Source organism: Pseudoalteromonas sp., assembly GCF_036960685.1.
In the GTDB taxonomy this organism is placed as follows: Bacteria; Pseudomonadota; Gammaproteobacteria; order Enterobacterales; family Alteromonadaceae; genus Pseudoalteromonas.
In genome coordinates this window covers 103161-126911 of the sequence record NZ_JBALXK010000013.1, presented here as the reverse complement: position 1 = coordinate 126911, position 23751 = coordinate 103161, and the positions used below count along the sequence as shown (strand labels likewise).

Sequence of the window (23751 nt, the reverse complement as noted above, 5' to 3'; positions counted from 1 at the left end):
GTCAAAGGTCAAAGGTCAAAGGTCAAAGGTCAAAGGTCAAAGGTCAAAGGTCAAAGGTCAAAGGTCAAAGGTCAAAGGTCAAAGGTTAAAGGTTAAAGGTTAAAATTATTTTAAGGATGATATGTTTAAACGCGTAGGTTGGGGGTTGTTAATTCTATTGCTGAGTGTGCTCACACTTGGCTATGTTTTTCGCATGCCGATCACTTTGCATTTTGTGGCTCCTTCTTTACAGAATTCTGGTGTTGAACTGCATTGTTTGGATTGGTCGCTAACGAGCAATCTAGATCTGCATGTAGAGCGAGCGTGTATTGGTTACCAAGGTCAACAACTAGAACTTGCAGATATTACCGTTAATACCAAACAGGTAATTATCAACCGTGCCAACCTTAGGTTAGTTACACCTGCTGCATCAGCTGAATCATCTAAGGCAAAAAAATTAGCGTTAACACTGATTGAAAGCAGGCCACTTTTGACGGTAAAGCGACTAGTGATTTTACATTCGCAATTAGCAAAGCCATTGACGATAAGTGTGGATGAACCTGCTCTAAATCAATTTGTTGTCAGTGGGGATTTAACGGCTAGTGCGACGCTATTTACCGATCGCGTAACCGGGCAAGTTAAGCTGGATAATGAGTTAGTGAGTAAAGTGAAGCACTTTACTCAGTTGCATATTGATAGCCAAAATCGTTTTAGTTTTGATGGTTTGAGTTTAGCGCTTGATTCACAGATTGATGCTCAATACATCGCTGAGCTTGAAAACTGCGCAATTACATTTAAGGCCGATGGGAATGTGGGCAGTCAGTATGATTTAAACTCTCAGCAATTAACTTTGGATGCGCAGCAATTAACAAGCTCACTCGACGCACAAGCGCACTGTTTGCAGCAAATTGCACAATTAACAGCAGATACAAAGCAACAGCAATTTATTGCCAAGCAAATACCACTTCATTGGCAACTGCAATTACCAGCACATATAGTATGGCAGGATAATAGCCTACAACTAGATACCGTTAATCTTGTTGCTGCTTCAAGCGAGTTAAGAGTAAATAACCTCAATGTAAATATTAATGATTTGCCCAACAGCTTAAAAGCAGGGCTTGCTTTTAAGCTGCAAAATGATGACATTAAAAAGTTTAGCTTAACCACTAACGTGGCTAATCATGACGCTGAAGGCACGTATCAATTAGAGTTAGTGCAGCTGCCTGACTTTATAGCCGTGGATGCTAAAAACGTAGCCAGTAACGGCGAATTTACTGTAAAAGACTTTTTGACTGCGGCGCATGGACGACTGTCTGCAAAGTTAGCTATTGGTAAGCTGGCTGTTGATGAGCTAACGGTAAACAAGTATCAAGGAACACTAACAGCAAAAATTAATGAGCACCGTTATACAACCGCAGCACTTGTAAGCCAAGTTGATACAATTAATGTCAGTGATTATAAATTAACGCAATTAAAAAATAACTTGAATGCTTCTGGCGACCTAGGGGTGGGGGAACTGTTTATTGATATAACCAGTGAAACTAGTTTAGCAGCACTTCAAAGTGAGTTAGTTGACCTTAACAATATCAAGATACGCTCTCAAGCAATGCAAAGCCGAGCATTGCAGGCCTCGCACCAAGTGATGATTGATGATATTGAAGCAATCGTTACACATCATATGAGCAGCACTGAGCACCCTGTTGAAGTGATTATTCCTGAACAATCGGTATCGCGATTCAATCCTCTCTTACACCAGTTTGCTCCACTTGCAACATTAACGGATGGCACTGTCTCAGCGCAGGTTAAAGGGGATGTTAATTTACTCGCCGCTGATATGACTTTGCAGCTAAATGGCATCAATGGCCTATATACAGATTACCTGATTAATGGCTTTAATAGTCAATTAGCAGGGCGCTATGATTCAGGCCAGCTTAATGTTAAGCCGACTAAATTTGATATCAATGAACTACGTGCTGGTGCTATTGTTGAAAATATAACAGGGCTTTTGCAACTGCAAGATAATGAACCTATTGTCACGGCGTTAAATGGAGATGTGATGGGGGGCAGTTTTACACTGGATGAATATCGAGTAACAGAGCAACCTCAGCAAGCACTACTAACATTTAAGAATATTGATGCCAGTAAAGTGATCACCCTTGATGAAAAATCAGGAATAAGTTTAACTGGGCGAGTCGCGGGTAAATTACCGGTGTATTTTAATCAGTCAGGGGTTGAGGTAAAAGATGGCCAGCTTACAAATCAAGGGGCAGCTAAGTTACTTATCACCAATAATGCTGCTTTTGATGCAGTTAAAGCGCAGCAGCAAGAGTTAGGCCCTATTTTAGGGTTGCTTGAAGATTTAGATATTGAGAGTATTAAAAGTAGTGTTAATTTAAAGCCCGATGGTTGGATGACCTTAGGTGTTAATCTACAAGGTTATAATAAACCTCAGGCGCAGCAAGTTAACTTTAACTACAATCATGAAGAAAATGTGTTTACGCTATTACGAGCATTACGCTTAAGTGATGAAATTACGCAAAAGGTTGAACAACAGTATTCAACAAAAGGAAGTAATAATGACTAAATGGTTAGTGATATTAACAGCATTGGGGTTGCTCAGTGCATGTACACATCGTGTTGAGGTAGCAGCAAAAGAGCCCATTACAATCAACTTGAATGTGAAAGTGGATCATGAGATCCGTGTAAAAGTTGACAAAGAACTCGACAATTTATTTAGTGATGACAGCGAATTATTCTAAGGAACTATTATGAGCAGAGTAAAAAATAAAAAACTAAACATAATTACGTTATTGAGTGCCGTTTGTTTGTCGTTTTCGGCGTGGGCTATTAGTTTAGATGATGCCAAAACCCAAGGTTTAGTTGGCGAGGATAGCTCGGGTTATTTAGGTCTTGTGGTGCAAAACGCAGAAGCAAAAGCGGTTGTTGATGAGATCAATGCAAAACGTAAAGCACAATATTTAAAGCTGGCGAAAAAGAATAACTTATCGCTTTCCCAGGTAGAGGCATTAGCGGCGGCAAAGACCATCGAGAAAACTCAAGCAGGTCACTTTGTTGAAGTGAACGGCGAATGGGTTAAAAAGTAAGGCTGATTATGAAAAAAACCGAGTGGCTAAGCACTTGGTTTTCTACACCCTGCAAGTAATTGCTGCCAAAAATCAATACCTTTACGGCGGGCTAAATTAATATTGTGCTCAGGGATAGATTCAGGCTCGTCATATTCATCTAGTGCGGTACTCATACTGGCTTCGCGAATTAAATGTAAGGTTGGAAAAGGTGCGCGGTTGGTATAGTTAGCAGCATCAGTATCATCGCTATCAGCAAACACATAATCAGGATGAAAATTCGCGATTTGATATTTACCTTCAAAACTTTGCGCTACTAATAATGCATTAGCCAAATCGACTAAATCTAAAAACGCCTCAAAATCAGCAAAGCCCTGCTCAAACATTAGTAATGTTGTTTCACGTGCTGGTTGTCTTTCAAGTTCTATACACTGCTCAATCATTTCCATAACCGCGTCATCAATACTGGTAGCAAGGCTTGTTTGATAATGAATACAATTATTCTCAACTTCTTTACGAGCGAAAGGGCAAAAGTTATATTTAACAATGACATTCGATACCCAAAGGCGGGTTTGCTGCTCTGCTAATGTGGTGTTTGTGAGTTTAGTCATTGTGTGGCTCTAAATATTTGTTAATGATATTGATGGTTTTGGCTATGGCGCCTTGATTATTTGCAACACATTGCGCAGCTTGTAAGCCTAACTGTTGGCAAAATACAGGTTGCTGGTAAAGCTTTATTAATTGCTCTGTTAAGCTGGTGACATCGTTTACTTGGATACAACCCCCAAGCTTAATAAGCTCAGGATAAACATGGTTAAAATTATAGGTATGTGGGCCACTTAACACACCCACAGAAAATGCCGCTGATTCGAGTGGATTGTGGCCACCTCGCTCAATTAAACTGCCGCCGATATAACTGATGTTAGCCATACCATATAAACATTGCAGCTCCCCTAAGGTATCGCCAAGCAGCACTTGCTCGTTTTGGTAGTTATTGTGGCTGCGGCGACTGAAGCTCAGTGATGAATCATTTAGTAATATCGCCACTTTATCAAATTGCTCTGGGTGGCGTGGTGCAATGACTAGAAGTGCATCAGGTACAACGTCTAAAAGGCGCTGATGTGTTGCTAATATTAATTCATGCTCAATAGGATGAGTGGAGCCTGCAACCCAAATGAAACGCTGATTGTTGTATTGTGTTTTTAAATTATCGACTTTTAATAATTGTTCTGTGGTTGGTTTAATATCAAACTTAATAGAGCCAGTTACCTGTACTTTTTCTGCATCAAGACCTAACTCAATAAAGCGAGTGGCGTCGTCTTGATTATGGCTCGCTAGTGCAGAAATAGAATTCATTAGTGTGCGTGTTAATGGTGCTACTTTTTGATATCCGCGCTGGGATTTAGCCGATAATCGAGCATTTAGCACTAGAACTGGAATATCCAGTTGCTTACTTTGTGCCAGCAGGTTTGGCCACAACTCGGTTTCTAAAATACATAATAATGATGGTTGGAGTTTCTTTAAAAAACGCGCCGTGGCGCAGGGAAAATCAAGGGGTAAATAGACACATCGCACTGAGTCTTTAAAGTTGTTGTGAATTTGCTCGCGACCTGTGGGGGTGTTGCAGGTGAGCGTAATCGAATAATCGGGCTGCTGTTTTTGTAACTCTTTAATTAAAGGTGTTGCGGCAAGTACTTCTCCGACCGAAGCGCAGTGAATCATGATTGTTGGATTGTTACTAAGCGGGTTGTTTGCGCTAATGAAGCCGAATCGCTCAGCGAAGTGGGCACGATAGCCTGCATTCTTGTTGCCTCTTAATACATATAAATAAAAGGTAATGAGTGGGCTTAGCAGATAAAGAATGAGTGAATAAAAAAAGCGTGCCATTTTCTAGCCTCAAAGTATAAAGGTTTATGATAACGCGGATACCCGTTAAGCAAAATGCGAAATTGTTAAAAATCGTTACAACAGCTAGTTTTGAGTGTTTAGTTGCGGCTAATTTGGTAATATTTCTCTACCTTTATGAAAAATATAGTCGTTATGAAATTCAAATTGATAAAAGCCGCGGTATTAACCAGTTTTATAAGTTGCGCATTTTCTTCATTTGCAACACCTACTGCATACTTACCGATTGGCATGGACGCACAGCTTGATCATCAGCTCGATACTTTATTTGCGCTTACTTCCGGCACGCCAATGGCCAAGCCGTATCGTTTAACTGAGGTTGAAGCAGCATTAACTAAATTACAAAATTCGCAACCGAGTTTAGTCTCAGCAATACGTGCGAAAATAAAGCCTTACCAAGGCACTGATAATATCACCCGTGTAGGTGTTAAGTTACGAGTTGATGGTGATAAAAGTGTAAAGCTTGCCAATCAACGTGGAGTTAGCTCTGATGAGTGGGGGCAGGTATTTTTTGAAGGTATTTGGCGCCCTAATGATTACACTTTATTGCAAGTAGGTGCTGATTATCGTGCCAAACAAAATAAACTAGTTAACTATAATAGTTTTGTTAGTTTTGCTGGTGATGATTTACAGCTGAATATTGGCTATAAAGAGCATTGGTTTTCACCATTTAAACAATCAGCGCAAATTATTTCAACTAATGCACGCACCTCACCATCGATTTCATTAGGCATGGTGGCACCGGCGCACAATTGGTGGAACTTCGATTTTGAGCTTTATTACTCTGAGCTTGAACATGTGGAAAAAGGTATTTTATATCAAGATGAGCTACATGACGGTACACCTCGCTTAGCAGGAACTCATATCAGCATAGAGCCAGTATCAGGTTGGAAAATTGGCTTGAACCGCATGATGCAATTTGGTGGTGGCCCACGAGAGGTTGGCTTTAGCGATGTAGTTGACGCTTTCTTTGATCCAGCTGGAAATGATAATGCAGCAATGGTTGAAGGTGGTCGAGATAATGAATTAGGTGATCAGTATGTCACTATAACGAGTAGCATTAATTTTGATTGGGGAATGCCAGCTGAGTTTTACTTTGAATACGGTGGTGAAGATACTAAAAATCATAAAAATTACCAATTCGGTAACACGGTTGCTAACGTTGGTATATTCTTACCTATGTTAACAGAGGCGCTATCATTCAGGTATGAATATACTAATATGCATAGTTTATGGTATGTAAATGAAGTTTACCCAGCTTATGGTAATACCAAAGATGGCTTTAGTACCGGTCACTTTGCAGCAGATCAACGTTATTTAAATGAACACGCTGAAGAGCCTTTGAGAGTTTATGCGGATGCGCCTCCGACTCAAGTTCATTCCGTTGAGCTTGTTTATAATGAAAATTTTAGTTCGATGTGGCGTGCAAAATTAACCAGCATTGAAAATAAAAGTAATTATTTAAATGAATGGGGTCAAACAACGGCCGATTATGAACAAGCCATTGAGCTGCAAATCAGCAATAACCGTAAATGGCAAGAGTATAATATTGAAACTACGTTGACCTATGGTGAAGATGTATTTGGTGATAACTATACATGGTTATCTGTGGCACTTTTTTGGTAGTAGCTAGTCAGACTAATTTTGAGAGGATTATCCATGTCTAATATTGATTCAGTAGCGAGCAGCTACCTTGAAAGCTTAACCCGTCATCAAGTTTTGTTTGAGACGATGGAAACTTATCATCCCCAAGTAATGCAATTGCTTGAGGTTTGCCATAGTACTTTGCAAGCCGGTGGTAAAGTGATTTGGTTTGGTAATGGTGGCAGCGCAGCAGATGCTCAGCATTTAGCGGCGGAGTTTGTCGTACGTTACAAACTAGAACGTGGTCCGTTGGCGTCAATGGCATTGACAACCGATACATCAATCTTAACAGCACACAGTAATGACTATCACTTTGATACTGTATTTGAGCGTCAAGTGCTGGCTTTATGTAAGCCTGAGGATTTAGTGATCGGTTTAACAACCTCTGGCACCAGTGCTAATATCAATTTAGCACTTGCGGCGGCAAATGAAATTGGCGCTTACACGGTTGCGTTTACTGGCCGTGATGGTGGTAAAGTAAAAGATATTGCCAAGCTGCCAATTATTATTAAAGACGATGAAACAGCACGAATTCAAGAAGCGCATATGTTTATTGGACATTGGTTATGTGAAGCCATCGATATGGTCGTAGCGGGGCAAAATTAATGGATTTAGGGTTATTTAAGAACCTGTCAAATGCAAGAATATTAGTGGTTGGGGATGTGATGCTTGACCGCTATTGGCATGGTGATTCTGGGCGTATATCTCCTGAAGCACCAGTGCCTATTGTCAAAGTCAGTAAGTTTGAAGATAAAGCGGGTGGCGCTGCCAACGTAGCAAAAAATATTGCTCGATTAGATGGTAAAGTTGGCTTACTTGGTCTTATTGGTGAGGATGAAAGCGGGCAAATTTTAGAGAATATCCTGGCTGAAGAGCGTATTGACTCACAATTAGTGAGTGTTTGCGAGTTACCGACGATTTCAAAAATGCGAGTGATTAGTCGTCATCAACAAGTTGTTCGCCTTGATTTGGAAGAGGCTTTTACAGAGCAACACAGTCAATTATTGTTAAATCGTTTAGAGTTAGTATTGGAGCAATACGACTTTGTTTTGTTTTCTGATTATAACAAAGGCTCGCTGACCCTGATCCAACAAATGATTACATTAGCAAAAGATGCTGGCAAAACAGTATTAGTCGATCCAAAATCATCCGATTTGAATTTATATCGTGGTGCTGACTATATCACCCCTAATTTAAATGAGTTTAAGCTTGCTGGTGGTAAAACGGATTCAGAACAAAGTTTAACAGACAGTGCTCGAGAGTTAATTAAAAATGCAGGAATTGCTGCAATGTTATTAACACGCTCAGAGCAAGGTATGTCGCTGATCAGTGCCGATGAAAAACACGACTTTGCAGCACAGCAATTAGAAGTAAGCGATGTAACTGGCGCTGGTGATACGGTTATCGCAACGCTTGCGATGATGTTAGGTGCAGGAATGCAGCCAAAGGATGCCGTAGAAATAGCTAACCTTGCTGCAGGTATTGCAGTGAGCAAACTAGGTGCTGCGACGGTATCGCCTGAAGAGTTAAGCCGCAAATTAGGTCAATATTTACAAAAAACCGGTGAGCATTATCAAACTCCATTTGATGATGTGCTAAAGCACATTGAATTTGCAAAACAAAATGGTGAAACTATCGTGTTCACCAATGGTTGTTTTGATATTCTTCATGCAGGGCATGTGCGTTATTTAGCACAAGCTAAAGCACGAGGGGATCGTTTAGTCGTCGGTTTAAATAACGATGAATCAATCACCCGTTTAAAAGGCCCTGAGCGTCCGGTTAATCCACTTGATGAGCGAGCAATGGTACTCAGTGCGCTAGCATCTGTTGATTGGGTAATCCCCTTTGGTGCCATAGAAGACAATGACACCCCGGCTAAATTAATTGAGCTTATAAGCCCTGATATTTTAGTGAAGGGAGGCGATTACACCGTAGAGCAAATAGCGGGTGCTGAACATGTGCTTCGCCATGGTGGAAAAGTTGAAGTACTTGAGTTTTTAAATGGCTGCTCTACGTCAAAAGTGATCAGTAAAATTAAAGCTTAGCTCTTTAAAACAGACTGGTATGCTGCGTATAACTGCTGCCAGTCACTTTGTTGCCAGTGCATGACTTGATTTCGGCCTTGCTCTTTATTAAACGAGCGAGCAAAACGTGCCATATTTGCTTGCTGCCAACTAAGGTGTGGGGTTTTTAGTTCACCTCGGTCAAAGTCGATAATAAATACCTCGCCCGTATCATCAAATAAAACATTATTAATGTTCAAATCAGCATGATACACGCCATGGCTATGGAATTTAGCAATTACTTCGGCAATTTTAAGCAATTCTTGCTCAGTTAAAGGGCGTACTTTTAACACATCTAGTAAACTTTGTGCGCCCGTAATCGCTTGAGTAATAATATCGCCACGATAAATTAAGCCACTCACGCAGATCTTTGCTGCAATCGGCGTAGGTACGTTTAAACCGAGTTTAATAAGTTGCATCATCAACGCAAACTCTTTGTATACTCTGGTTTTTTCAATGCCTCTGTAAAGGTATTGATCGCTTAATACTTTACCAACTAAACCGCCTCGCCAATAATGTCTAAGTACGGCAGTTAAGTCGTGATGACAAAAAAACCATGCCGTAGCGCGGCCTTTTTTCGTACCAACAATTTTACCTTGTTGCTGCCAATATTCATTATCAAACCAATTTAAGCTAATTTGAGCGCTGAACTCAGGATGGCTTAAAATGATGTGCTCATTGATGGTTTGTTGATTAAACATAATGTATTTACTTAATTACAGCCGATATTGGTATCTTAACCTGTTTTAAAGCCGAGTATAAGTGCTTGCAATAGCGAGTAGTTAATTTAAGATCATAGATATTACCCGGCATATGCTAAGGATTTCTGTGACTGACTCAATCACTTATTCAGATATTTGTATTTTAAGACTTTCAGCTATTGGTGATGTCTGCCATGGCGTCTCTGCGGTGCAAGCCATTCAAAAAGCGCACCCTAGTGCAAAAATCACCTGGGTGATAGGCAAGGTTGAGGCTATGTTATTGGCTGATTTACCCGGTGTTGAGCTGGTGGTGTTTGATAAAAAGCAAGGTAAAGTGGCTTATCAACAGTTAAAACAGCAGTTTAAAGGCCGTAAGTTTGATGTGTTACTGCATATGCAAGTAGCATTAAGGGCTAATTTAGTCGCGCGTTGTATCCCTGCGAAAGTTAAAATTGGCTTTGATTGGGCTCGCTCGAAAGAATTGCATAGTTTATTTATTAATAAACGCATTGCACCACAGCAACACGCTCATGTGTTAGAAGGCTTTAAAGGTTTTGCACAAGCGATAGGTGTTGCAGATTATCAGCCTAATTGGGCTATGCCCGTCAGTGAGCAGGACCAAATAGCAGCGGATGAATTACTTGGCGCAGAGCGATTAGCCGGGCGCATTTTTGTGATTTCCCCTGCTGCCAGTAAAAAAGAGCGCAATTGGCTTGCTGAGCGTTACGCTAAGCTTGCCGAGCATGCACACAGCCAAGGTTTTCATGTGGTGATCACGGGTGGCCCAACAGAGCTTGAGGTGACGCTTAGCAATGACATTATCGCAGCTACCACTACTCCCATTCTTAATTTAGTAGGTAAAACAAAGCTGAAAGAGCTGTTATGTGTTTTAAAGCGAGCTGCATTAGTGTTAGCGCCTGATACTGGCCCTGCACATATGGCGGTAACTGTGGGGACTCCGGTTATTGGTTTATATGCTCATTCAAACCCAAAGCGCACTGGTCCTTATTTATATCAAAATTATGTAGTTGAGGTTTACCACCAAACCTTACTCAAGCAAACAGGTAAAACTGCTGAACAATTACCTTGGGGCACGCGGGTTAAAGGAGGTGACTTAATGGAACAAATAAGTGTTGATGATGTAACTTTGATGTTTGACCTAGTGGTTAAGAAAGAGCAGTTATGAACAATATTAATAAAGCCCTGTTTTTAGACCGTGATGGCGTGGTAAATATTGACCATGGTTACGTTTATGAGCCGACCAAGTTTGAATTTGTACCAGGGGTATTTGCAGCATGCAAGGCATTTGTTGATGCAGGCTTTAAGCTGATCATAGTGACGAATCAATCTGGTATTGGCCGAGGTTATTATTCAGAGGCAGATTTTCACGCTTTAACTAAGTGGGTTATTAGCCAATTTGCAGCTCATGATGTAACTGTCACCGATGTTTATTTTTGTCCTCATCACCCGCAAAAAGCCTTACCAGCATATTTAAAAGACTGTGATTGCCGTAAACCTGCACCTGGCATGTTATTGCAAGGCATCGCTGAGCATCATATCGATGCTGCACACAGTATTATGGTTGGCGATAAACTTAGCGATATGCAAGCAGCTAGCAAAGCGGCTATCGGCACTCGCGTACTTGTTCGAACAGGGCAGGAATTTGATGCAGTCGCTATAGACTCTGCTGATTATGTGTGTGATTCGTTAGCCGACTTACCTGCCATATTGCTATAGATGAATGTAAACTGGCAGCCTAAGTTGTCAGTTTCTTATTTATGCGATGAACTACAAACAGTGCATTTGTTTGACTAAACTTTTACAATAGCGGCAATGATGAGCCGTGTTAATTCATGTTCGCTCGCCCCGTTCAATAAATTGGAGATTTCAGATGAGAGCATCTGCGTTTTTTAGCCAGCTTCAGCAGCAAATTGATGAAGTAAAAGCCGAAGGTTTGTACAAAAATGAGCGAGTGATCACTTCACAACAGCAAGCTCAAATTCAAGTTGCTTCTGGCGACAAAGTTATTAATTTTTGTGCAAATAACTATTTAGGTTTAGCAAATAGTCCTGAGCTAATTCAAGCTGCACAGCAAGGTCTAGACGCACACGGTTTTGGTGTTGCCTCAGTACGTTTTATCTGTGGTACACAGGATATTCATAAAACGTTAGAGCAAAAAATTAGTGCCTTTTTAGAAACTGAAGACACTATTTTATATTCATCGTGCTTTGATGCGAATACAGGCTTATTTGAAACTATTTTAGGCGCCGATGATGCGATTATCTCTGATTCGTTAAACCATGCATCTATCATCGATGGCGTGCGTTTATGTAAAGCTAAGCGTTTCCGTTATGCGAATAACGATATGGCGGATTTGGAAAAGCAGTTGATTGCAGCTGATGAAGCGGGTGCTAAAACAAAATTAATCGCCACCGATGGTGTGTTCTCGATGGACGGTGTTATCTGTAATTTAGAAGCTGTGTGTGATTTAGCTGATAAATACGATGCGCTTGTTATGGTTGATGATTCTCACGCTGTAGGTTTTGTTGGCGAAAATGGTAAAGGCACACCTGAGTACTGCAACGTACTAGATCGCTTAGATATTATTACTGGTACATTAGGTAAAGCCCTTGGTGGTGCATCGGGTGGTTATACATCTGGCAAAAAAGAAATCGTTGAGTGGTTACGTCAGCGCTCACGTCCATATTTATTTTCTAACTCATTAGCGCCTTCAATCGTTACAGCGTCAATCAAAGTGCTTGAAATGCTGGAAAATGGCAATGAGTTACGCGCCAAGTTATGGTCAAACGCAAAATACTTCCGTGAACAAATGGAAGCAGCTGGTTTTACTTGTGCAGGTAAAGATCACGCCATCATTCCAGTGATGTTAGGTGATGCTAAAGTTGCATCTGCAATGGCTGATAAATTATTGGCTGAAGGTATTTATGTGACAGGTTTTTCTTTCCCTGTAGTACCAAAAGGCCAAGCACGTATCCGTACGCAAATTTCAGCTGCGCACAGTATTGAACAATTAGATATCGCAATTGACGCCTTTACCCGTATTGGTAAAGAAATGGGTGTTATTTAATTAATTTATTTTAAACCATAGCATTAGCTATGGTTTTTTTATTGAGTGTGATTCATGAAAGCATTATCTAAATTAAAAGCAGAACCAGGCATTTGGATGACTGATGCGCCAAAACCTGAAGTAGGCCATAACGATTTATTAATCAAAATTCGCAAAACGGCTATTTGTGGTACTGACGTACATATTTATAAGTGGGATGAGTGGGCGCAAAACACGATTCCTACTCCTATGGTTGTAGGCCATGAATATGTAGGTGAAGTGGTTGATATGGGCCAAGAAGTGCGTGGTTTTAGCGTTGGTGATAGAGTTTCAGGGGAAGGTCATATTACCTGTGGTCATTGCCGAAACTGTCGCGCTGGGCGAGTTCACCTATGCCGAAATACAACGGGTGTAGGCGTAAACCGCGAAGGGGCATTTGCTGAGTATTTAGTGATCCCAGCATTCAATGCATTTAAAATTCCTGACAACATTAGCGACGAGTTAGCGTCTATTTTTGACCCATTTGGTAACGCGGTACACACTGCGTTGTCATTTGATTTAGTAGGCGAAGATGTGTTGATCACAGGCGCAGGACCAATTGGTATCATGGCTGCGGCAGTTGCAAAACATGTCGGCGCTCGTCATGTTGTTATTACTGACGTGAATGAGTACCGTCTTGATCTAGCACGTAAAATGGGTGCGACTCGCGCAGTTAATGTGGCTAATGAAAAACTTGAAGATGTGATCAAAGAGCTAGGCATGACCGAAGGCTTTGATATCGGCCTTGAAATGTCAGGCGTACCAGTTGCATTTAATAGTATGCTAAATAACATGAATCATGGTGGTAAAATTGCCATGTTAGGTATTCCGCCATCAGATATGGCGGTGGATTGGAACCAAGTTATTTTTAAAGGTTTAGTGATCAAAGGGATTTACGGCCGCGAAATGTTTGAGACTTGGTATAAAATGGCCAGCCTTATTCAATCAGGGCTTGATCTAAACCCAATTATCACTCATCAATATTCAATAGATGACTTCCAAGCTGGCTTTGATATGATGATTTCAGGCCAATCAGGTAAAGTAATTCTTAACTGGGATTAATTATCCACTTGTTAAGAGAATTAAAGGCGGCATTTGTCGCCTTTTTTGTAATTATAAGAGAGTACTATGGCATTTAAGCATATTTCAATTACCGAAACCCAAGCGCTACTTAATAAAGATGATGTTGTGATTGCCGATATTCGTGATCCTAATTCTTATCAGGCAGGGCATATTCCGGGTTCTGAACATTTATCAAATGCTAATATTGGCGAATTTATGATGAACAAAGAGTTTGATCAGCCAATTATAATCGTGTGTTACCACGGGATGAGTTCACAAGGCGCTGCTAATTATTTATCTGAGCAGGGCTTTGAAGATGTCTACAGTATGGATGGCGGTTTTACTCAGTGGGAAACCCAGCTGCCAGAGCAGGTTGAGCGATGATAGAGCTTGGCAGTATAAATAACCCCCGTGCTGCGCAAGGTTTTATTGATTATATAAAAAGCCAAGGGATACAGGGTGAGTTACGCTCAGCGGATGGCTCCACGGTAATTATTTGTGTTGCCCCTGAGCACTTTCATCAAGCACAATCGTTATGGCAAGCATTTGTTGAGAACCCAAACCATGCACGTTACCAAGAGGCATCATGGCATGTTGGCAGTACTGAGTCACCACTTACTTACCAAGGTCAGGGATTGAATCTAAAAGCGCGTTTTAAAGCACTCAGCTGGTTAAATCAAACCGTAACTCTGCTTTGCGTAGGCATCTATTTTGCTTTTTTAATGGGTGGCTTCGAGTCAATTTATAGTGCCTTACAGTTTAAACCCGACCAGCCATTAACTTGGCTTACACCGGCAATTGTGCATTTTACTGCGGTGCATTTAGTGTTTAATATTATGTGGTGGATCACCTTAGGTGACGGCATTGAAAAACTCAGTGGTAAAAGTACCTTAATAGGGCTGTTTTTAGTGACTGCACTATTTAGTAATTGGGCCGAGTTTATTATGGTGGGTCCAAACTTTGGCGGCTTAAGCGGTGTTGTTTATGGTTTACTTGGTTTTTGTTGGATCCATCGGGTCCTAAACCCACAGCAACCAGCTTTAGTAACCAATGGTATTATCGGCTTTATGTTGATTTGGTTGGTACTTGGTTTTGGTGATATGCTGTTTGTAAATATGGCTAACTGGGCACACTTAGGAGGCTTATTAAGCGGTATGGCTTATGCGTTTACCGCGCAACTATTTACTAAAAATACAGCTAAACCTCAATGATAAAGGTATTTAGTAAATAGCACTTCGCGGATGATTTCTTGCCCTGTTTCTTGTTTTAGCAGGGTTTTGAGTTTATCCGCACAGCGCTTTCTGATCTCTTCACGGCCTGTCAGCGACTTAATTTTTTCTTCAGGCTCTTTAGATAAAATTTCTACCAAAGCATCACGTAATAATGGCGTGTGATGTTCAACAATCGCAATAGTTGACATATCGCTGAGCATTAAATCAACCGTAATACGCACATACCCCAGCTTCTTATTACCTTGACCAATATAGTTGGTAATAATGTCAGGCTCAAAGCCAAAGTAGCCTACAGTCGATTCTGCACGGCTCATAAAGCTGCTGAATAAGCTAATAAACAAAGTGCTAATTAATATACCTGCATAAAGCGTTTTTTTCATATTCAGTAATAGGCCCTGCGATCAATAGTTATTAGTCTATACGTAATAATAGCTAAGATACAGACTAGTGAAGCTATTATATTCATTAATCATCACTTTTTCCAAAGCGCGGGCAGTGGTATCATTTATACGGTTGTTATTAAATAGAGTTATCGTGATCACTTTTCCTGTTTCTGTAGCTGCAAATTGGCAGTTAGGCACATCAATTAATTCTTTGTCTGGTAATGAGCAAGACTGGTTACTTGAACCCAATTCATTGACGGCTAAGTTAAAGCAACATTGCACTGAATTTTCGGTTCAGGTATTAAATGAAAAAACCTTTTCGCTAACCCCAGCCCAACAACAGCTATTAGCATGCACTCAGTCATCAGCTATTAACCGTGAAGTTTTATTGCTTTGTGACGCAAAGCCAATGGTTTATGCGCAAAGTTGGCTGCCAGTAACTGAAGATATGCAGCAACAACAATTATTGGCGCTGGGGGATAAGCCGTTAGGGGATGTGATTTTTCAGCATCCAGATCTAAAGCGAACCGAAATAGAAGTCGCGCAGTTTGATTGCCAGCATCCTGTGCAGCAGCTTGTCAGCCAATATTCAGCGATAGCAAAGCCGTTATGGGGACGTCGCAGTGTATTCTCATTAGCTCAAAGCCGCTTTTTAGTCGCGGAGATATTCTTACCAGAGGCTTTCCTATACTTATGAAACTAGCCCCCTTACGCACAGCTCATTGGCCTTATTATAAGCAGCTAATGCGCACCGATAAGCCCATTGGCACGTTACTGTTATTATGGCCGACTTATTGGGCGTTGTGGCTTGCAAGTGACGGTATGCCAAATTTACTTCACATAGTCATATTTAGCTTAGGTGTATTTGTAATGCGCAGTGCAGGGTGTGTTATCAATGATTTTGCCGATCGCAAAATAGATGGTGCAGTAAAACGCACTGCACAAAGACCGCTTGCTACAGGATTGGTCAAAAGTGGTGAAGCCCTGAGCTTATTTTCTTTACTGATCCTCATTGCATTTATACTGGTGTTATTTTTAGGTTGGCACACTATTTTACTTTCATTGGGGGCATTGCTGTTGGCATTCAGTTACCCATTTATGAAGCGTTATACTCAGTTGCCACAAGTTGTATTAGGCGCAGCATTCGGGTGGGCTATTCCAATGGCATTTATGGCGGTGACGGGCAGTACGCCTTTAGTTGCTTGGCTACTGTTTACGGCAAATATTGCCTGGACTGTTGCTTACGATACTATGTACGCCATGGTCGATAGAGACGATGACTTGAAGATTGGCGTAAAATCGACGGCAATATTATTTGGCAACGCAGATCGAATCATTATTTTTGTGTTAAATGGTATCTTTGTCGGTCTATTAGCTTTAATTGGGTATATGAGCCAATTAGCAATACCTTATTGGCTTGGTCTGTGCGCAGCAAGTGGTTTTTTAATTTATCAACAATTGCTAATTCATAATCGTAACACAGAGCTGTGTTTTAAGGCTTTTTTAAACAATCATTATGTCGGGATGGTGGTATTTATTGGCTTAGCGGCATCCTTGCCATTTAATTTATAAATTTAGCGAGGTGGGTCAATAACACCACTAATTGAAGCGTTTTTCCTAAACCAACCTGCAACTGAATAACGATTGTCGACTGTCGGCAATACTTCATGCATAAAGCGCTCGCTCTCAAACATCACCAACGTGCCAGCTTTCGGTTGAATAGTGATTTCGATTTCTTTGCTTTTGGGCTTATAAATTACCAGCTCACCACCAGATTGCACTGTATTTAAGTAAAATACCGTCGTGAATACCCGGTTAGAACGCCCTTTAAACGCGTCGTAATGCTTTTTATAAAAGTCACCTTGTTGGTATTTTGCGTAGTGACATTCATAATCAAATAAACCCAAAAAGAAATAACGATTCAAATTTATTCTAATATCTTCCAGCGCTGCTTGGTAATCAATTTGAGCTTGGCTAGTGCCGTCAAACCAAAATGTTTTATCAGTTCGAATGCTCTTATCTATTTGCAAATCTTGCTGGCGACCAATACCTGCTAATTTAAAATGGGGGTTAATGCGATAACAATCTTGCATTAATGCATTAGTCAGAGTTGTATCAAACATATTTTCGATCACGGCGTAGCCACGCGTTTCTATGTCAGTTAAATAACGTCCAGGGATCAGGTTAAGGCTCATTAATTGTACTATGTAGCAGTGAAGGTGCGTAGTTTAGCTTAAAAAGAACAGAAGGTACTACTGTAGATTTAAAAACCAAGCCAAACAATTGCTTTGGCTTGGTTTTCGATAGGCGAATTTAAGAATTTATTGACAACGCTGTCTTTTCTATCAGTGACAGTAATTGATTTATTGGGTCACCAGCGACAACTTGTTGGCTGGTTTGTACAATTAATTGTTCGTGGGCTAAGCTCTTATTAGTCTTTAACTGTAACAAGTTACTGTTCTCAGCGACTGAGCTGGCATGCTCAATACTGCTAATAGCAACATGGTTTGATTTCGATAATCCATCCATTACCTGCTCAATACTGCCGACTTTAATACTACTGGTTTTGTTTAAGCTATCGACAGCTTCATTGAGCATAGTTTGGATTTGTTTTGATTGCGAGAAGCAACTATACATTGGGTAGTCAGCTAAATCCTGCTTGCAAAGGTCACTCTTATTAGCAAGAGGGTGGTTTTTTGCAACAAATAAAATTAATTGATCAGGTAAGTGAATGTCATTGCCAAAGCTATTTACTGCTTGAGAGCACACGCTAATATCAATTTCACCCAACTGCAGTTTACGTACCAGTTCGCTTTGCTCTTGTAATTGCATTTCGATTTTTACATGAGGATATTGCGCTAAAAATTGACCACATGAAATAGGCACTATGGCACTGGCATTGTTGGTGTAGCCAATAACAAGCTTTTCATTTGAACAGCCATTGAGCGATTGGAATAAACGTTTTTTGGTGTCTTCAAGCTTGGTAAGCGTGTCTTGAGCGTATTCTAAAAAAAGCTCGCCTTCCGTCGTTAGCTTAACAGAACGAGTCGAACGTTTGACCAGTTCATAACCAACTTCGTCTTCTAAAGTTTGAATGCTGCGAGTTAATGCTGAGGTGCTGATTTTAGTTGTTTCGGCCGCTTGGCGGAAATGTCGTAGCTGACCCAATGCTACAAATTGCTCTAATTGTTCAAATCTCACTTTTATAGTCCTTTGTATAAGTAAGCCGCACAGTGGCGAACATAATTGATTTTAACTTAATAGATAGTAATTCATTGTACCTAATTTGAAAAGTGCATTTTACACAAATGTTACAACTATCAGTTAGGATAACGTTCTTTTATCTCCAAAAAAAGGACTAAATTGTTAATAAATATATCCACAAGTTTAGGCTCAAACTGTTTGCCACTTTGGCTTTTGATTAAATCAAGCACATCTTCAAGTGGCCATGCTTTTTTGTAGCAACGATCGCTCCCCAATGCATCAAATACATCTGCAAGTGCGGTAATGCGTCCAACAATATGAATGTCTTCACCTGCCAGTTTATTCGGATAGCCAGTGCCATCCCATTTTTCATGGTGTAGGTAGGCAATCATTGAGCCACACTTTAGAATTTCGTTATTTGAATTTTTTAGAATGTCGTAACCAATTTCGGCATGAGTTTGCATAATTGCCCACTCTTGGTCATCGAGTTTGCCGGGTTTATTGAGGATATGATCAGGAATACTTATTTTGCCAATGTCATGTAAAGGGGAAGCGAGTTTTATCACTTCACATTCAAAGCTATTTAATCCATATAACTTGCCCAACAGTTCGCTGTAATGCGCCACTCTTTTAACATGAGAGCCCGTTTCTTTTGAACGTTTTTCAACGGCTTCGCCCAGAATATACGATAACTCTTTTTGCGATTCTTTCATCATTTCACGTAACTTAAGATTATCGTAAGCGAGTGCAATGTTGTTGGCAAAAAACTCGAGAAGTTGGTAGTCCGTTGCTTCTAATAATGAGCCTTTACGCACATAAAGCATGGTTTCAAGGCCTGCTTGCGTAGGAAAGTAGCCAATATAGTCTCGGGTTGTTTTTTGTGATGATTTCCGGTTGTGAGCTTCAACAAAAAGTTGTTTTACATCATCAGGGAGTGTGTTGGTATTTGACTCAGGCTCCACGCCTGACGCTGCCAGTAGCTTAAAATCAGTTGCTGGTGAAGTCTGTTGATTAACGGCAGCAGCACAATAAATTTCAGTGTCATCTAAGCCCATAACGTTGGTTACATGAGATAAAATCGTTGACGCAAACTCATGTACGCTATCGCATTTAAAAAAAGAACTCGAAGCGTTGATTATTTTTTCTAGGCCTTTTTTGTGGCGTTCAATGGTTTGAATATCACGATGTGCACGCAGTGCTGAATACAATAAGGTTTTCATTTTTATTGCGGTCAGTTCGGTTTTATTTTTGTAATCGTTGATATCATATTCGCGGATCACAGATTCCTCGGGAGCCTCTCCGGGTTGACCTGTTCGCAGTATAAGGCGGATATCGTGGTTATTAATATCATCACGAATAAACTTTATCAGCTCTAAACCCGCATGGCTGGTTTCCATTACAACGTCTATCAAACCAACGGAAAAATCTAGGTTTTGGCGTAATAACTCTTTAGCGGCTTGAGCTGAGTAAGCATGATGAAAACGTAAGGTTTTACCTTCAAAGGCAAAACCAGATAACACGAGTTTAGTGACTTGATGAATATCATCTTCATCATCAACAACGAGAATGTCCCAGAATGCTTGCGGTGCTTGAGCTTCTGACTCTTCAACAGCATCTTCTGAAAATAAAAAGTCGTTCACATTTACACCTTTAGTTTTACCATTCTTCTAAAGAGTATAGTGCTTGTTTTTTAGTCTGCCTTACTGCTCAGTGGTTTTTTTTCAATGTTTTTGAGTTCAATTTCAATCGCATCACATGAAATGTGTATCTCATACAAAGACGTTAATAACGACAATGCAAGACACGCTAAGCTCACGCCAAATAAAATGACGCCTGTAGTTTTAAATTCGATAAATAGCGCAAACATGGAAACAGTACACATTAAAAAAGAAGCAACACCATACACTTGCATGGTTCTAATTAGTTTAATGCGCTTTCTTAAATTAGTGATTTGTGCGACAACGAGAGGTCGTATAGTATCGCCTTCGCGGGCATTGAGTTCACGAATTAATTGTGCGAGTACTAAAAAGCGGTTGGTATACGCTAATAACAACAAAGAGATTGCTGGGAATAGCAATCCTGGTGTTGTGAGGGTCATGATTATTTCCTATATAACAATTACTTTGCTTAGAGTAGCTTAGGGTAATTAATTCGCAAAGTAAAAGAGGTTGTCAGTGCAAAATAAAATAAATAATAAAGTCGGCCAAGCACCATTTGAATGGTTAACAATCTATTGCGCTGCGAATGCTGTAGAGGCAAATATTGTGAAAGGACTGCTTATTAACAATAATATTGACTGCCAGTTGCTTGGTGAGTCTTTGCAAGGAGCGGTGGGCGAAATACCTTTGGAGCAAACTCAAGTTAGAGTGCAGGTTTTTGCGATTAAAGAGCGCCAGGCGCGGCAAATATTGGTAAACTACACTCAAGTACAACAATCAGCTCCTGATTGGGTATGCCCCAATTGTAATGAGCATAATGGGTCAACATTTGATTTTTGTTGGTCCTGTAGGACACCACATAATGACTAAAGCGAATAATTTTCAGCGCATCCGAGAGCTTAACTATTTGCAACAAGCGGTACTTGCAGCGGCATTGATTGAGCGCATGTTGCCTAATTACGGTTTATTCAGTGAGGCAACAGGGTTTGGTGATGAAGCTATTTTACGTAGCGCACTTAATCTGTGCTGGGAAAAAATATTACTGCCGAAAAGTAAAATAAGCCTTGAAAAGCAAATTGAAAAAATTGAACCCAATGTTCCAGAGCTTGCTGATTTTGATATGTTTGGCACGTACCCAGCAATCGATGCAGCTACGGCATTATTAGGCTTAATGCACGGCTTAATCGCTAAGGATGAGCAAGAATTTATCAGTATTAGTAAAATATCACAGGCAACTGTCGCGCGTTTTATTGAGTATCAATTAACTGTGGAAGGGGAGTTAGCTGATAATACTGCGGTACGAGAGCACCCGTTAATGCAATATGAAATTGAAGTATTAGGTGAACTCATTGACTTTGTTGAGCAGATGGGCAGAGTAACGGCCGAAAATGTGAAAGCACTCAAACAGCACGCTATTGCTGATGGGCAAACAAATATTGGTATTACGCTTTAATTATTTCACTCTATTAAAAAATGCCAACAGGCATAGGAGAAAACTGCAGTGCGAATTTTAGGCATTGAATCGTCGTGTGATGAAACTGGAATTGCAATTTATGATGATGAGCAAGGTTTACTCGCTCATCAACTCTACAGCCAAGTGAAAGTACATGCGGACTACGGTGGCGTGGTACCTGAGCTTGCATCTCGTGATCATGTTCGTAAAACCTTGCCATTGATTGATGCCGCCTTTGCACAGGCCGGCTGTGGCCCTGAAGATATTGATGGTATAGCTTATACGGCGGGCCCAGGGTTAGTTGGCGCGTTATTGGTGGGCACATCAATAGGTCGCTCTCTCGCGTACGGTTGGAATATTCCTGCAGTGGCAGTGCATCATATGGAAGGGCACTTACTGGCTCCTATGCTTGAAGAGAATACCCCTGAGTTCCCATTTATTGCTTTGTTAGTCTCAGGCGGACACACTATGATGGTTAAAGTCGCTGGGATTGGTCAATACGAAGTGTTGGGTGAGTCTGTTGATGATGCTGCAGGTGAAGCGTTTGATAAAACCGCTAAGTTACTTGGGTTAGATTATCCAGGAGGCCCGCGTTTAGCAAAGCTTGCAGAGCAAGGTGTACCTAAGCGTTTTATCTTCCCACGTCCGATGACAGATAAGCCGGGGCTTGATTTTAGCTTTAGCGGCTTAAAAACAGCTGCAGCAATTACTATTCGTAATAATGACGATGACGAGCAAACTAAAGCTGATATAGCCCACGCATTTCAAACAGCAGTAATTGATACCTTAGTGATCAAATGTAAACGGGCTTTAAAACAAACAGGAATTAATCGTTTAGTTATTGCCGGCGGTGTGAGTGCTAATGTGCAATTACGAGCTCAGTTAGAGCGCGTAATGCAAGGCATGAAAGGGCAAGTTTATTATCCGCGCACAGAGTTTTGTACAGATAATGGGGCAATGATTGCCTATGCGGGTATGCAGCGCTTAAAGGCTGGGCAATTTGCCAGCCTAGATATGAAAACCAAACCACGTTGGCCTATTGATAGCCTTGAGGCAATTTAATGCTATTTATCTTCAGTTGGCGGCTGTTTTTTGTCGCCAATTTTAGGTTCTTTACCACTGAATAAACGTTTGATATTGGCGTTGTGGCGAAAGATTATCAAAATAGTTAAAAAAGTAACTGGCAATGTATAAAGCGGTTTGATCCACCAAGTATACAGTGGGGCTAATGAAACGGCGATCAACGCGCCAAGTGATGAATAGCGAGTAATTGCAACCACCACGACCCAAGTTGAAATTAACAACCCGCCAAGTGATAAACCAATGGGCAGCAATGTACCAAACGCAGTGGCAACTGCTTTTCCGCCTTTAAAGTGAAAAAACACCGGGAACATGTGCCCCAAACATGCCGCTACGCCAATCAGTCCTAACAGCAGTGGATCAAGCTGTAAAAAGTATGCGCCCCAAACGGGGATTGTTCCTTTGAGAATATCAAACACTAATACTAAACAAGCGGGGAAGGTACCACCAAGGCGATATACATTGGTCGCACCAGGATTATTTGAGCCGTGGCTGCGCGGATCGGGTAGTTTAAATAGCCGTGACACTAGAATAGCCGATGAAATCGACCCTAGTAAATAGGCTAAAACTAACATTAAAACAGCTATCACACGCTTCCTTATTTTTATATCACCGTTTTTCGGCTATCATTGGCCGCAAAAATTGCATTGATACTTTTTGTAATTGAAATGCAATTACATGTGTACCTACACGCTAATATTACATGATGTACCTATACACTATTGTATGGGTAATTTTTACATAATAAAACACACTTAACGTGTATAAAGGCTATAAATGCAAATTATAGCCTAACAAAACTCAAATTAATGAGATTAAGTTTTTGCCAGTTGGAGCAGTTATGGATAAGGTTTTTATATCGCAACTACATGTTGACACTATCATAGGCGTGTACGATTTTGAAAAAGAAACTAAGCAGAGTTTGTATTTTGATATCGAAATGCTGTGTGATATTAAACCAGCCGCAGCAACTGATGACATTGCTTTAGCGCTGGATTACGCAAAAGTAAGTGAGCGTGTTATTGCTCACACTACAGCAAAACCGGTTGAGTTATTAGAGACGTTAGCTGAGCAACTAGCGGGTATTATTTTAACTGAGTTTACGACTACACAAGTGACTATCCGAATTAGTAAGCCAGCTGCGGTAGCGCAAGCAAACACTGTAGGTGTTGAAATCACTCGATGTAAGGCCTGTTAA

The 23751-nt window shown here is 40.7% G+C and carries 27 protein-coding genes; 18 read left to right on the top strand and 9 right to left on the bottom strand.

All coding sequences use genetic code 11. The features are described 5' to 3' along the window. Positions 1-121: 121 nt before the first annotated feature. The 3 genes from V7783_RS12635 to V7783_RS12625 are packed head-to-tail and all read left to right on the top strand — an operon-like array spanning position 122 to position 3083. A complete protein-coding gene (locus tag V7783_RS12635) occupies positions 122-2563 on the top strand; it encodes a YdbH domain-containing protein (RefSeq protein ID WP_335679010.1) in 2442 nt (813 codons plus the stop codon). After that, entirely contained in the window at positions 2556-2738 is a 183-nt protein-coding gene (locus V7783_RS12630; RefSeq protein WP_335679009.1) for a YnbE family lipoprotein, read from the top strand. The genes V7783_RS12635 and V7783_RS12630 overlap by 8 nt, the downstream gene beginning before the upstream one ends. 9 nt (positions 2739-2747) lie before the next feature. Beyond that, positions 2748-3083, top strand: coding sequence for a YdbL family protein (locus V7783_RS12625; protein WP_335679008.1), 336 nt, complete (start codon positions 2748-2750; stop codon positions 3081-3083). A gap of 26 nt (positions 3084-3109) precedes the next feature. Here V7783_RS12625 and V7783_RS12620 read toward each other — a convergent pair whose 3' ends face one another. Both V7783_RS12620 and waaA read right to left on the bottom strand, forming a co-directional pair. Continuing rightward, a complete protein-coding gene (locus tag V7783_RS12620; protein ID WP_335679007.1) occupies positions 3110-3673 on the bottom strand; it encodes a DUF1415 domain-containing protein in 564 nt (187 codons plus the stop codon). Then, on the bottom strand, positions 3666-4949 hold the full coding sequence (waaA, locus tag V7783_RS12615; RefSeq protein ID WP_335679006.1) for a lipid IV(A) 3-deoxy-D-manno-octulosonic acid transferase: 1284 nt from the start codon (positions 4947-4949) through the stop codon (positions 3666-3668). Before waaA ends, V7783_RS12620 begins: the two co-directional genes overlap by 8 nt. A 153-nt stretch (positions 4950-5102) precedes the next feature. Between waaA and V7783_RS12610 the strand changes: the two genes are divergently transcribed. The 3 genes from V7783_RS12610 to hldE are packed head-to-tail and all read left to right on the top strand — an operon-like array spanning position 5103 to position 8656. Continuing rightward, the gene (locus V7783_RS12610) at positions 5103-6593 is read left to right on the top strand and encodes a capsule assembly Wzi family protein (protein WP_335679005.1); all 1491 of its coding nucleotides are present in this window, start codon (positions 5103-5105) and stop codon (positions 6591-6593) included. Between the two features lie 33 nt (positions 6594-6626). Then, positions 6627-7217 carry an SIS domain-containing protein gene (locus V7783_RS12605; RefSeq protein ID WP_335679004.1) on the top strand — a complete coding sequence of 197 codons (591 nt, stop codon included), beginning with the start codon at positions 6627-6629 and terminating at the stop codon, positions 7215-7217. Beyond that, positions 7217-8656, top strand: coding sequence for a bifunctional D-glycero-beta-D-manno-heptose-7-phosphate kinase/D-glycero-beta-D-manno-heptose 1-phosphate adenylyltransferase HldE (gene hldE / locus V7783_RS12600; RefSeq protein WP_335679003.1), 1440 nt, complete (start codon positions 7217-7219; stop codon positions 8654-8656). Before V7783_RS12605 ends, hldE begins: the two co-directional genes overlap by 1 nt. Here the strand turns inward: hldE and V7783_RS12595 are convergent. Then, positions 8653-9375, bottom strand: coding sequence for a 3-deoxy-D-manno-octulosonic acid kinase (locus V7783_RS12595; RefSeq protein ID WP_335679002.1), 723 nt, complete (start codon positions 9373-9375; stop codon positions 8653-8655). The genes hldE and V7783_RS12595 overlap by 4 nt on opposite strands. Positions 9376-9502: 127 nt before the next feature. On the opposite strand from V7783_RS12595, the gene V7783_RS12590 reads away from it, so the two are divergent. The 6 genes from V7783_RS12590 (at position 9503) to glpG (ending at position 14754) form a co-directional block, all read left to right on the top strand. Continuing rightward, positions 9503-10561, top strand: coding sequence for a glycosyltransferase family 9 protein (locus V7783_RS12590; RefSeq protein ID WP_335679001.1), 1059 nt, complete (start codon positions 9503-9505; stop codon positions 10559-10561). Then, positions 10558-11112 carry a D-glycero-beta-D-manno-heptose 1,7-bisphosphate 7-phosphatase gene (gene gmhB, locus V7783_RS12585; protein WP_335679000.1) on the top strand — a complete coding sequence of 185 codons (555 nt, stop codon included), beginning with the start codon at positions 10558-10560 and terminating at the stop codon, positions 11110-11112. Before V7783_RS12590 ends, gmhB begins: the two co-directional genes overlap by 4 nt. A 154-nt stretch (positions 11113-11266) precedes the next feature. Then, complete coding sequence (locus tag V7783_RS12580; RefSeq protein WP_335678999.1) at positions 11267-12463, top strand: glycine C-acetyltransferase; 1197 nt, start codon at positions 11267-11269, stop codon at positions 12461-12463. 54 nt (positions 12464-12517) lie between these two features. Next, positions 12518-13543 carry an L-threonine 3-dehydrogenase gene (gene tdh / locus V7783_RS12575; RefSeq protein WP_283710073.1) on the top strand — a complete coding sequence of 342 codons (1026 nt, stop codon included), beginning with the start codon at positions 12518-12520 and terminating at the stop codon, positions 13541-13543. Between the two features lie 66 nt (positions 13544-13609). Continuing rightward, on the top strand, positions 13610-13927 hold the full coding sequence (glpE, locus tag V7783_RS12570) for a thiosulfate sulfurtransferase GlpE (RefSeq protein ID WP_335678998.1): 318 nt from the start codon (positions 13610-13612) through the stop codon (positions 13925-13927). Then, positions 13924-14754, top strand: coding sequence for a rhomboid family intramembrane serine protease GlpG (gene glpG / locus V7783_RS12565; RefSeq protein WP_335678997.1), 831 nt, complete (start codon positions 13924-13926; stop codon positions 14752-14754). Before glpE ends, glpG begins: the two co-directional genes overlap by 4 nt. On the opposite strand, the gene V7783_RS12560 is transcribed toward glpG, so the two are convergent. After that, positions 14748-15155, bottom strand: a complete 408-nt coding sequence (locus V7783_RS12560; RefSeq protein ID WP_335678996.1) for a flagellar basal body-associated protein FliL — start codon at positions 15153-15155, stop codon at positions 14748-14750. The genes glpG and V7783_RS12560 overlap by 7 nt on opposite strands. Before the next feature lie 154 nt (positions 15156-15309). Here V7783_RS12560 and V7783_RS12555 point away from each other — a divergent pair, with 154 nt between their 5' ends. Both V7783_RS12555 and ubiA read left to right on the top strand, forming a co-directional pair. Beyond that, the gene (locus V7783_RS12555; protein ID WP_335678995.1) at positions 15310-15855 is read left to right on the top strand and encodes a chorismate--pyruvate lyase family protein; all 546 of its coding nucleotides are present in this window, start codon (positions 15310-15312) and stop codon (positions 15853-15855) included. Continuing rightward, positions 15852-16730, top strand: a complete 879-nt coding sequence (ubiA, locus tag V7783_RS12550) for a 4-hydroxybenzoate octaprenyltransferase (RefSeq protein ID WP_335678994.1) — start codon at positions 15852-15854, stop codon at positions 16728-16730. Before V7783_RS12555 ends, ubiA begins: the two co-directional genes overlap by 4 nt. A gap of 2 nt (positions 16731-16732) precedes the next feature. On the opposite strand, the gene V7783_RS12545 is transcribed toward ubiA, so the two are convergent. From V7783_RS12545 to V7783_RS12530, 4 genes are all read right to left on the bottom strand, one after another. After that, positions 16733-17353 carry a 2OG-Fe(II) oxygenase gene (locus tag V7783_RS12545; protein WP_335678993.1) on the bottom strand — a complete coding sequence of 207 codons (621 nt, stop codon included), beginning with the start codon at positions 17351-17353 and terminating at the stop codon, positions 16733-16735. 118 nt (positions 17354-17471) lie between these two features. Beyond that, positions 17472-18359 carry a LysR family transcriptional regulator gene (locus V7783_RS12540; RefSeq protein ID WP_335678992.1) on the bottom strand — a complete coding sequence of 296 codons (888 nt, stop codon included), beginning with the start codon at positions 18357-18359 and terminating at the stop codon, positions 17472-17474. 119 nt (positions 18360-18478) lie between these two features. Next, positions 18479-20002, bottom strand: a complete 1524-nt coding sequence (locus tag V7783_RS12535; protein ID WP_335678991.1) for a DUF3369 domain-containing protein — start codon at positions 20000-20002, stop codon at positions 18479-18481. 50 nt (positions 20003-20052) lie between these two features. Next, positions 20053-20460: a DUF2721 domain-containing protein gene (locus tag V7783_RS12530; RefSeq protein ID WP_335678990.1), complete on the bottom strand. Its 408-nt coding sequence runs from the start codon at positions 20458-20460 to the stop codon at positions 20053-20055. A gap of 76 nt (positions 20461-20536) precedes the next feature. On the opposite strand from V7783_RS12530, the gene V7783_RS12525 reads away from it, so the two are divergent. The 3 genes from V7783_RS12525 to tsaD are packed head-to-tail and all read left to right on the top strand — an operon-like array spanning position 20537 to position 22535. Beyond that, positions 20537-20890, top strand: coding sequence for a putative signal transducing protein (locus V7783_RS12525; protein WP_335678989.1), 354 nt, complete (start codon positions 20537-20539; stop codon positions 20888-20890). Further along, complete coding sequence (locus V7783_RS12520) at positions 20883-21473, top strand: YjaG family protein (protein WP_145235087.1); 591 nt, start codon at positions 20883-20885, stop codon at positions 21471-21473. The genes V7783_RS12525 and V7783_RS12520 overlap by 8 nt, the downstream gene beginning before the upstream one ends. A gap of 48 nt (positions 21474-21521) precedes the next feature. After that, the gene (gene tsaD, locus V7783_RS12515) at positions 21522-22535 is read left to right on the top strand and encodes a tRNA (adenosine(37)-N6)-threonylcarbamoyltransferase complex transferase subunit TsaD (RefSeq protein WP_335678988.1); all 1014 of its coding nucleotides are present in this window, start codon (positions 21522-21524) and stop codon (positions 22533-22535) included. 2 nt (positions 22536-22537) lie between these two features. Here tsaD and plsY read toward each other — a convergent pair whose 3' ends face one another. Further along, positions 22538-23143, bottom strand: a complete 606-nt coding sequence (plsY, locus tag V7783_RS12510; protein ID WP_335678987.1) for a glycerol-3-phosphate 1-O-acyltransferase PlsY — start codon at positions 23141-23143, stop codon at positions 22538-22540. A gap of 251 nt (positions 23144-23394) precedes the next feature. Here plsY and folB point away from each other — a divergent pair, with 251 nt between their 5' ends. Then, positions 23395-23751, top strand: a complete 357-nt coding sequence (gene folB / locus V7783_RS12505) for a dihydroneopterin aldolase (protein ID WP_335678986.1) — start codon at positions 23395-23397, stop codon at positions 23749-23751.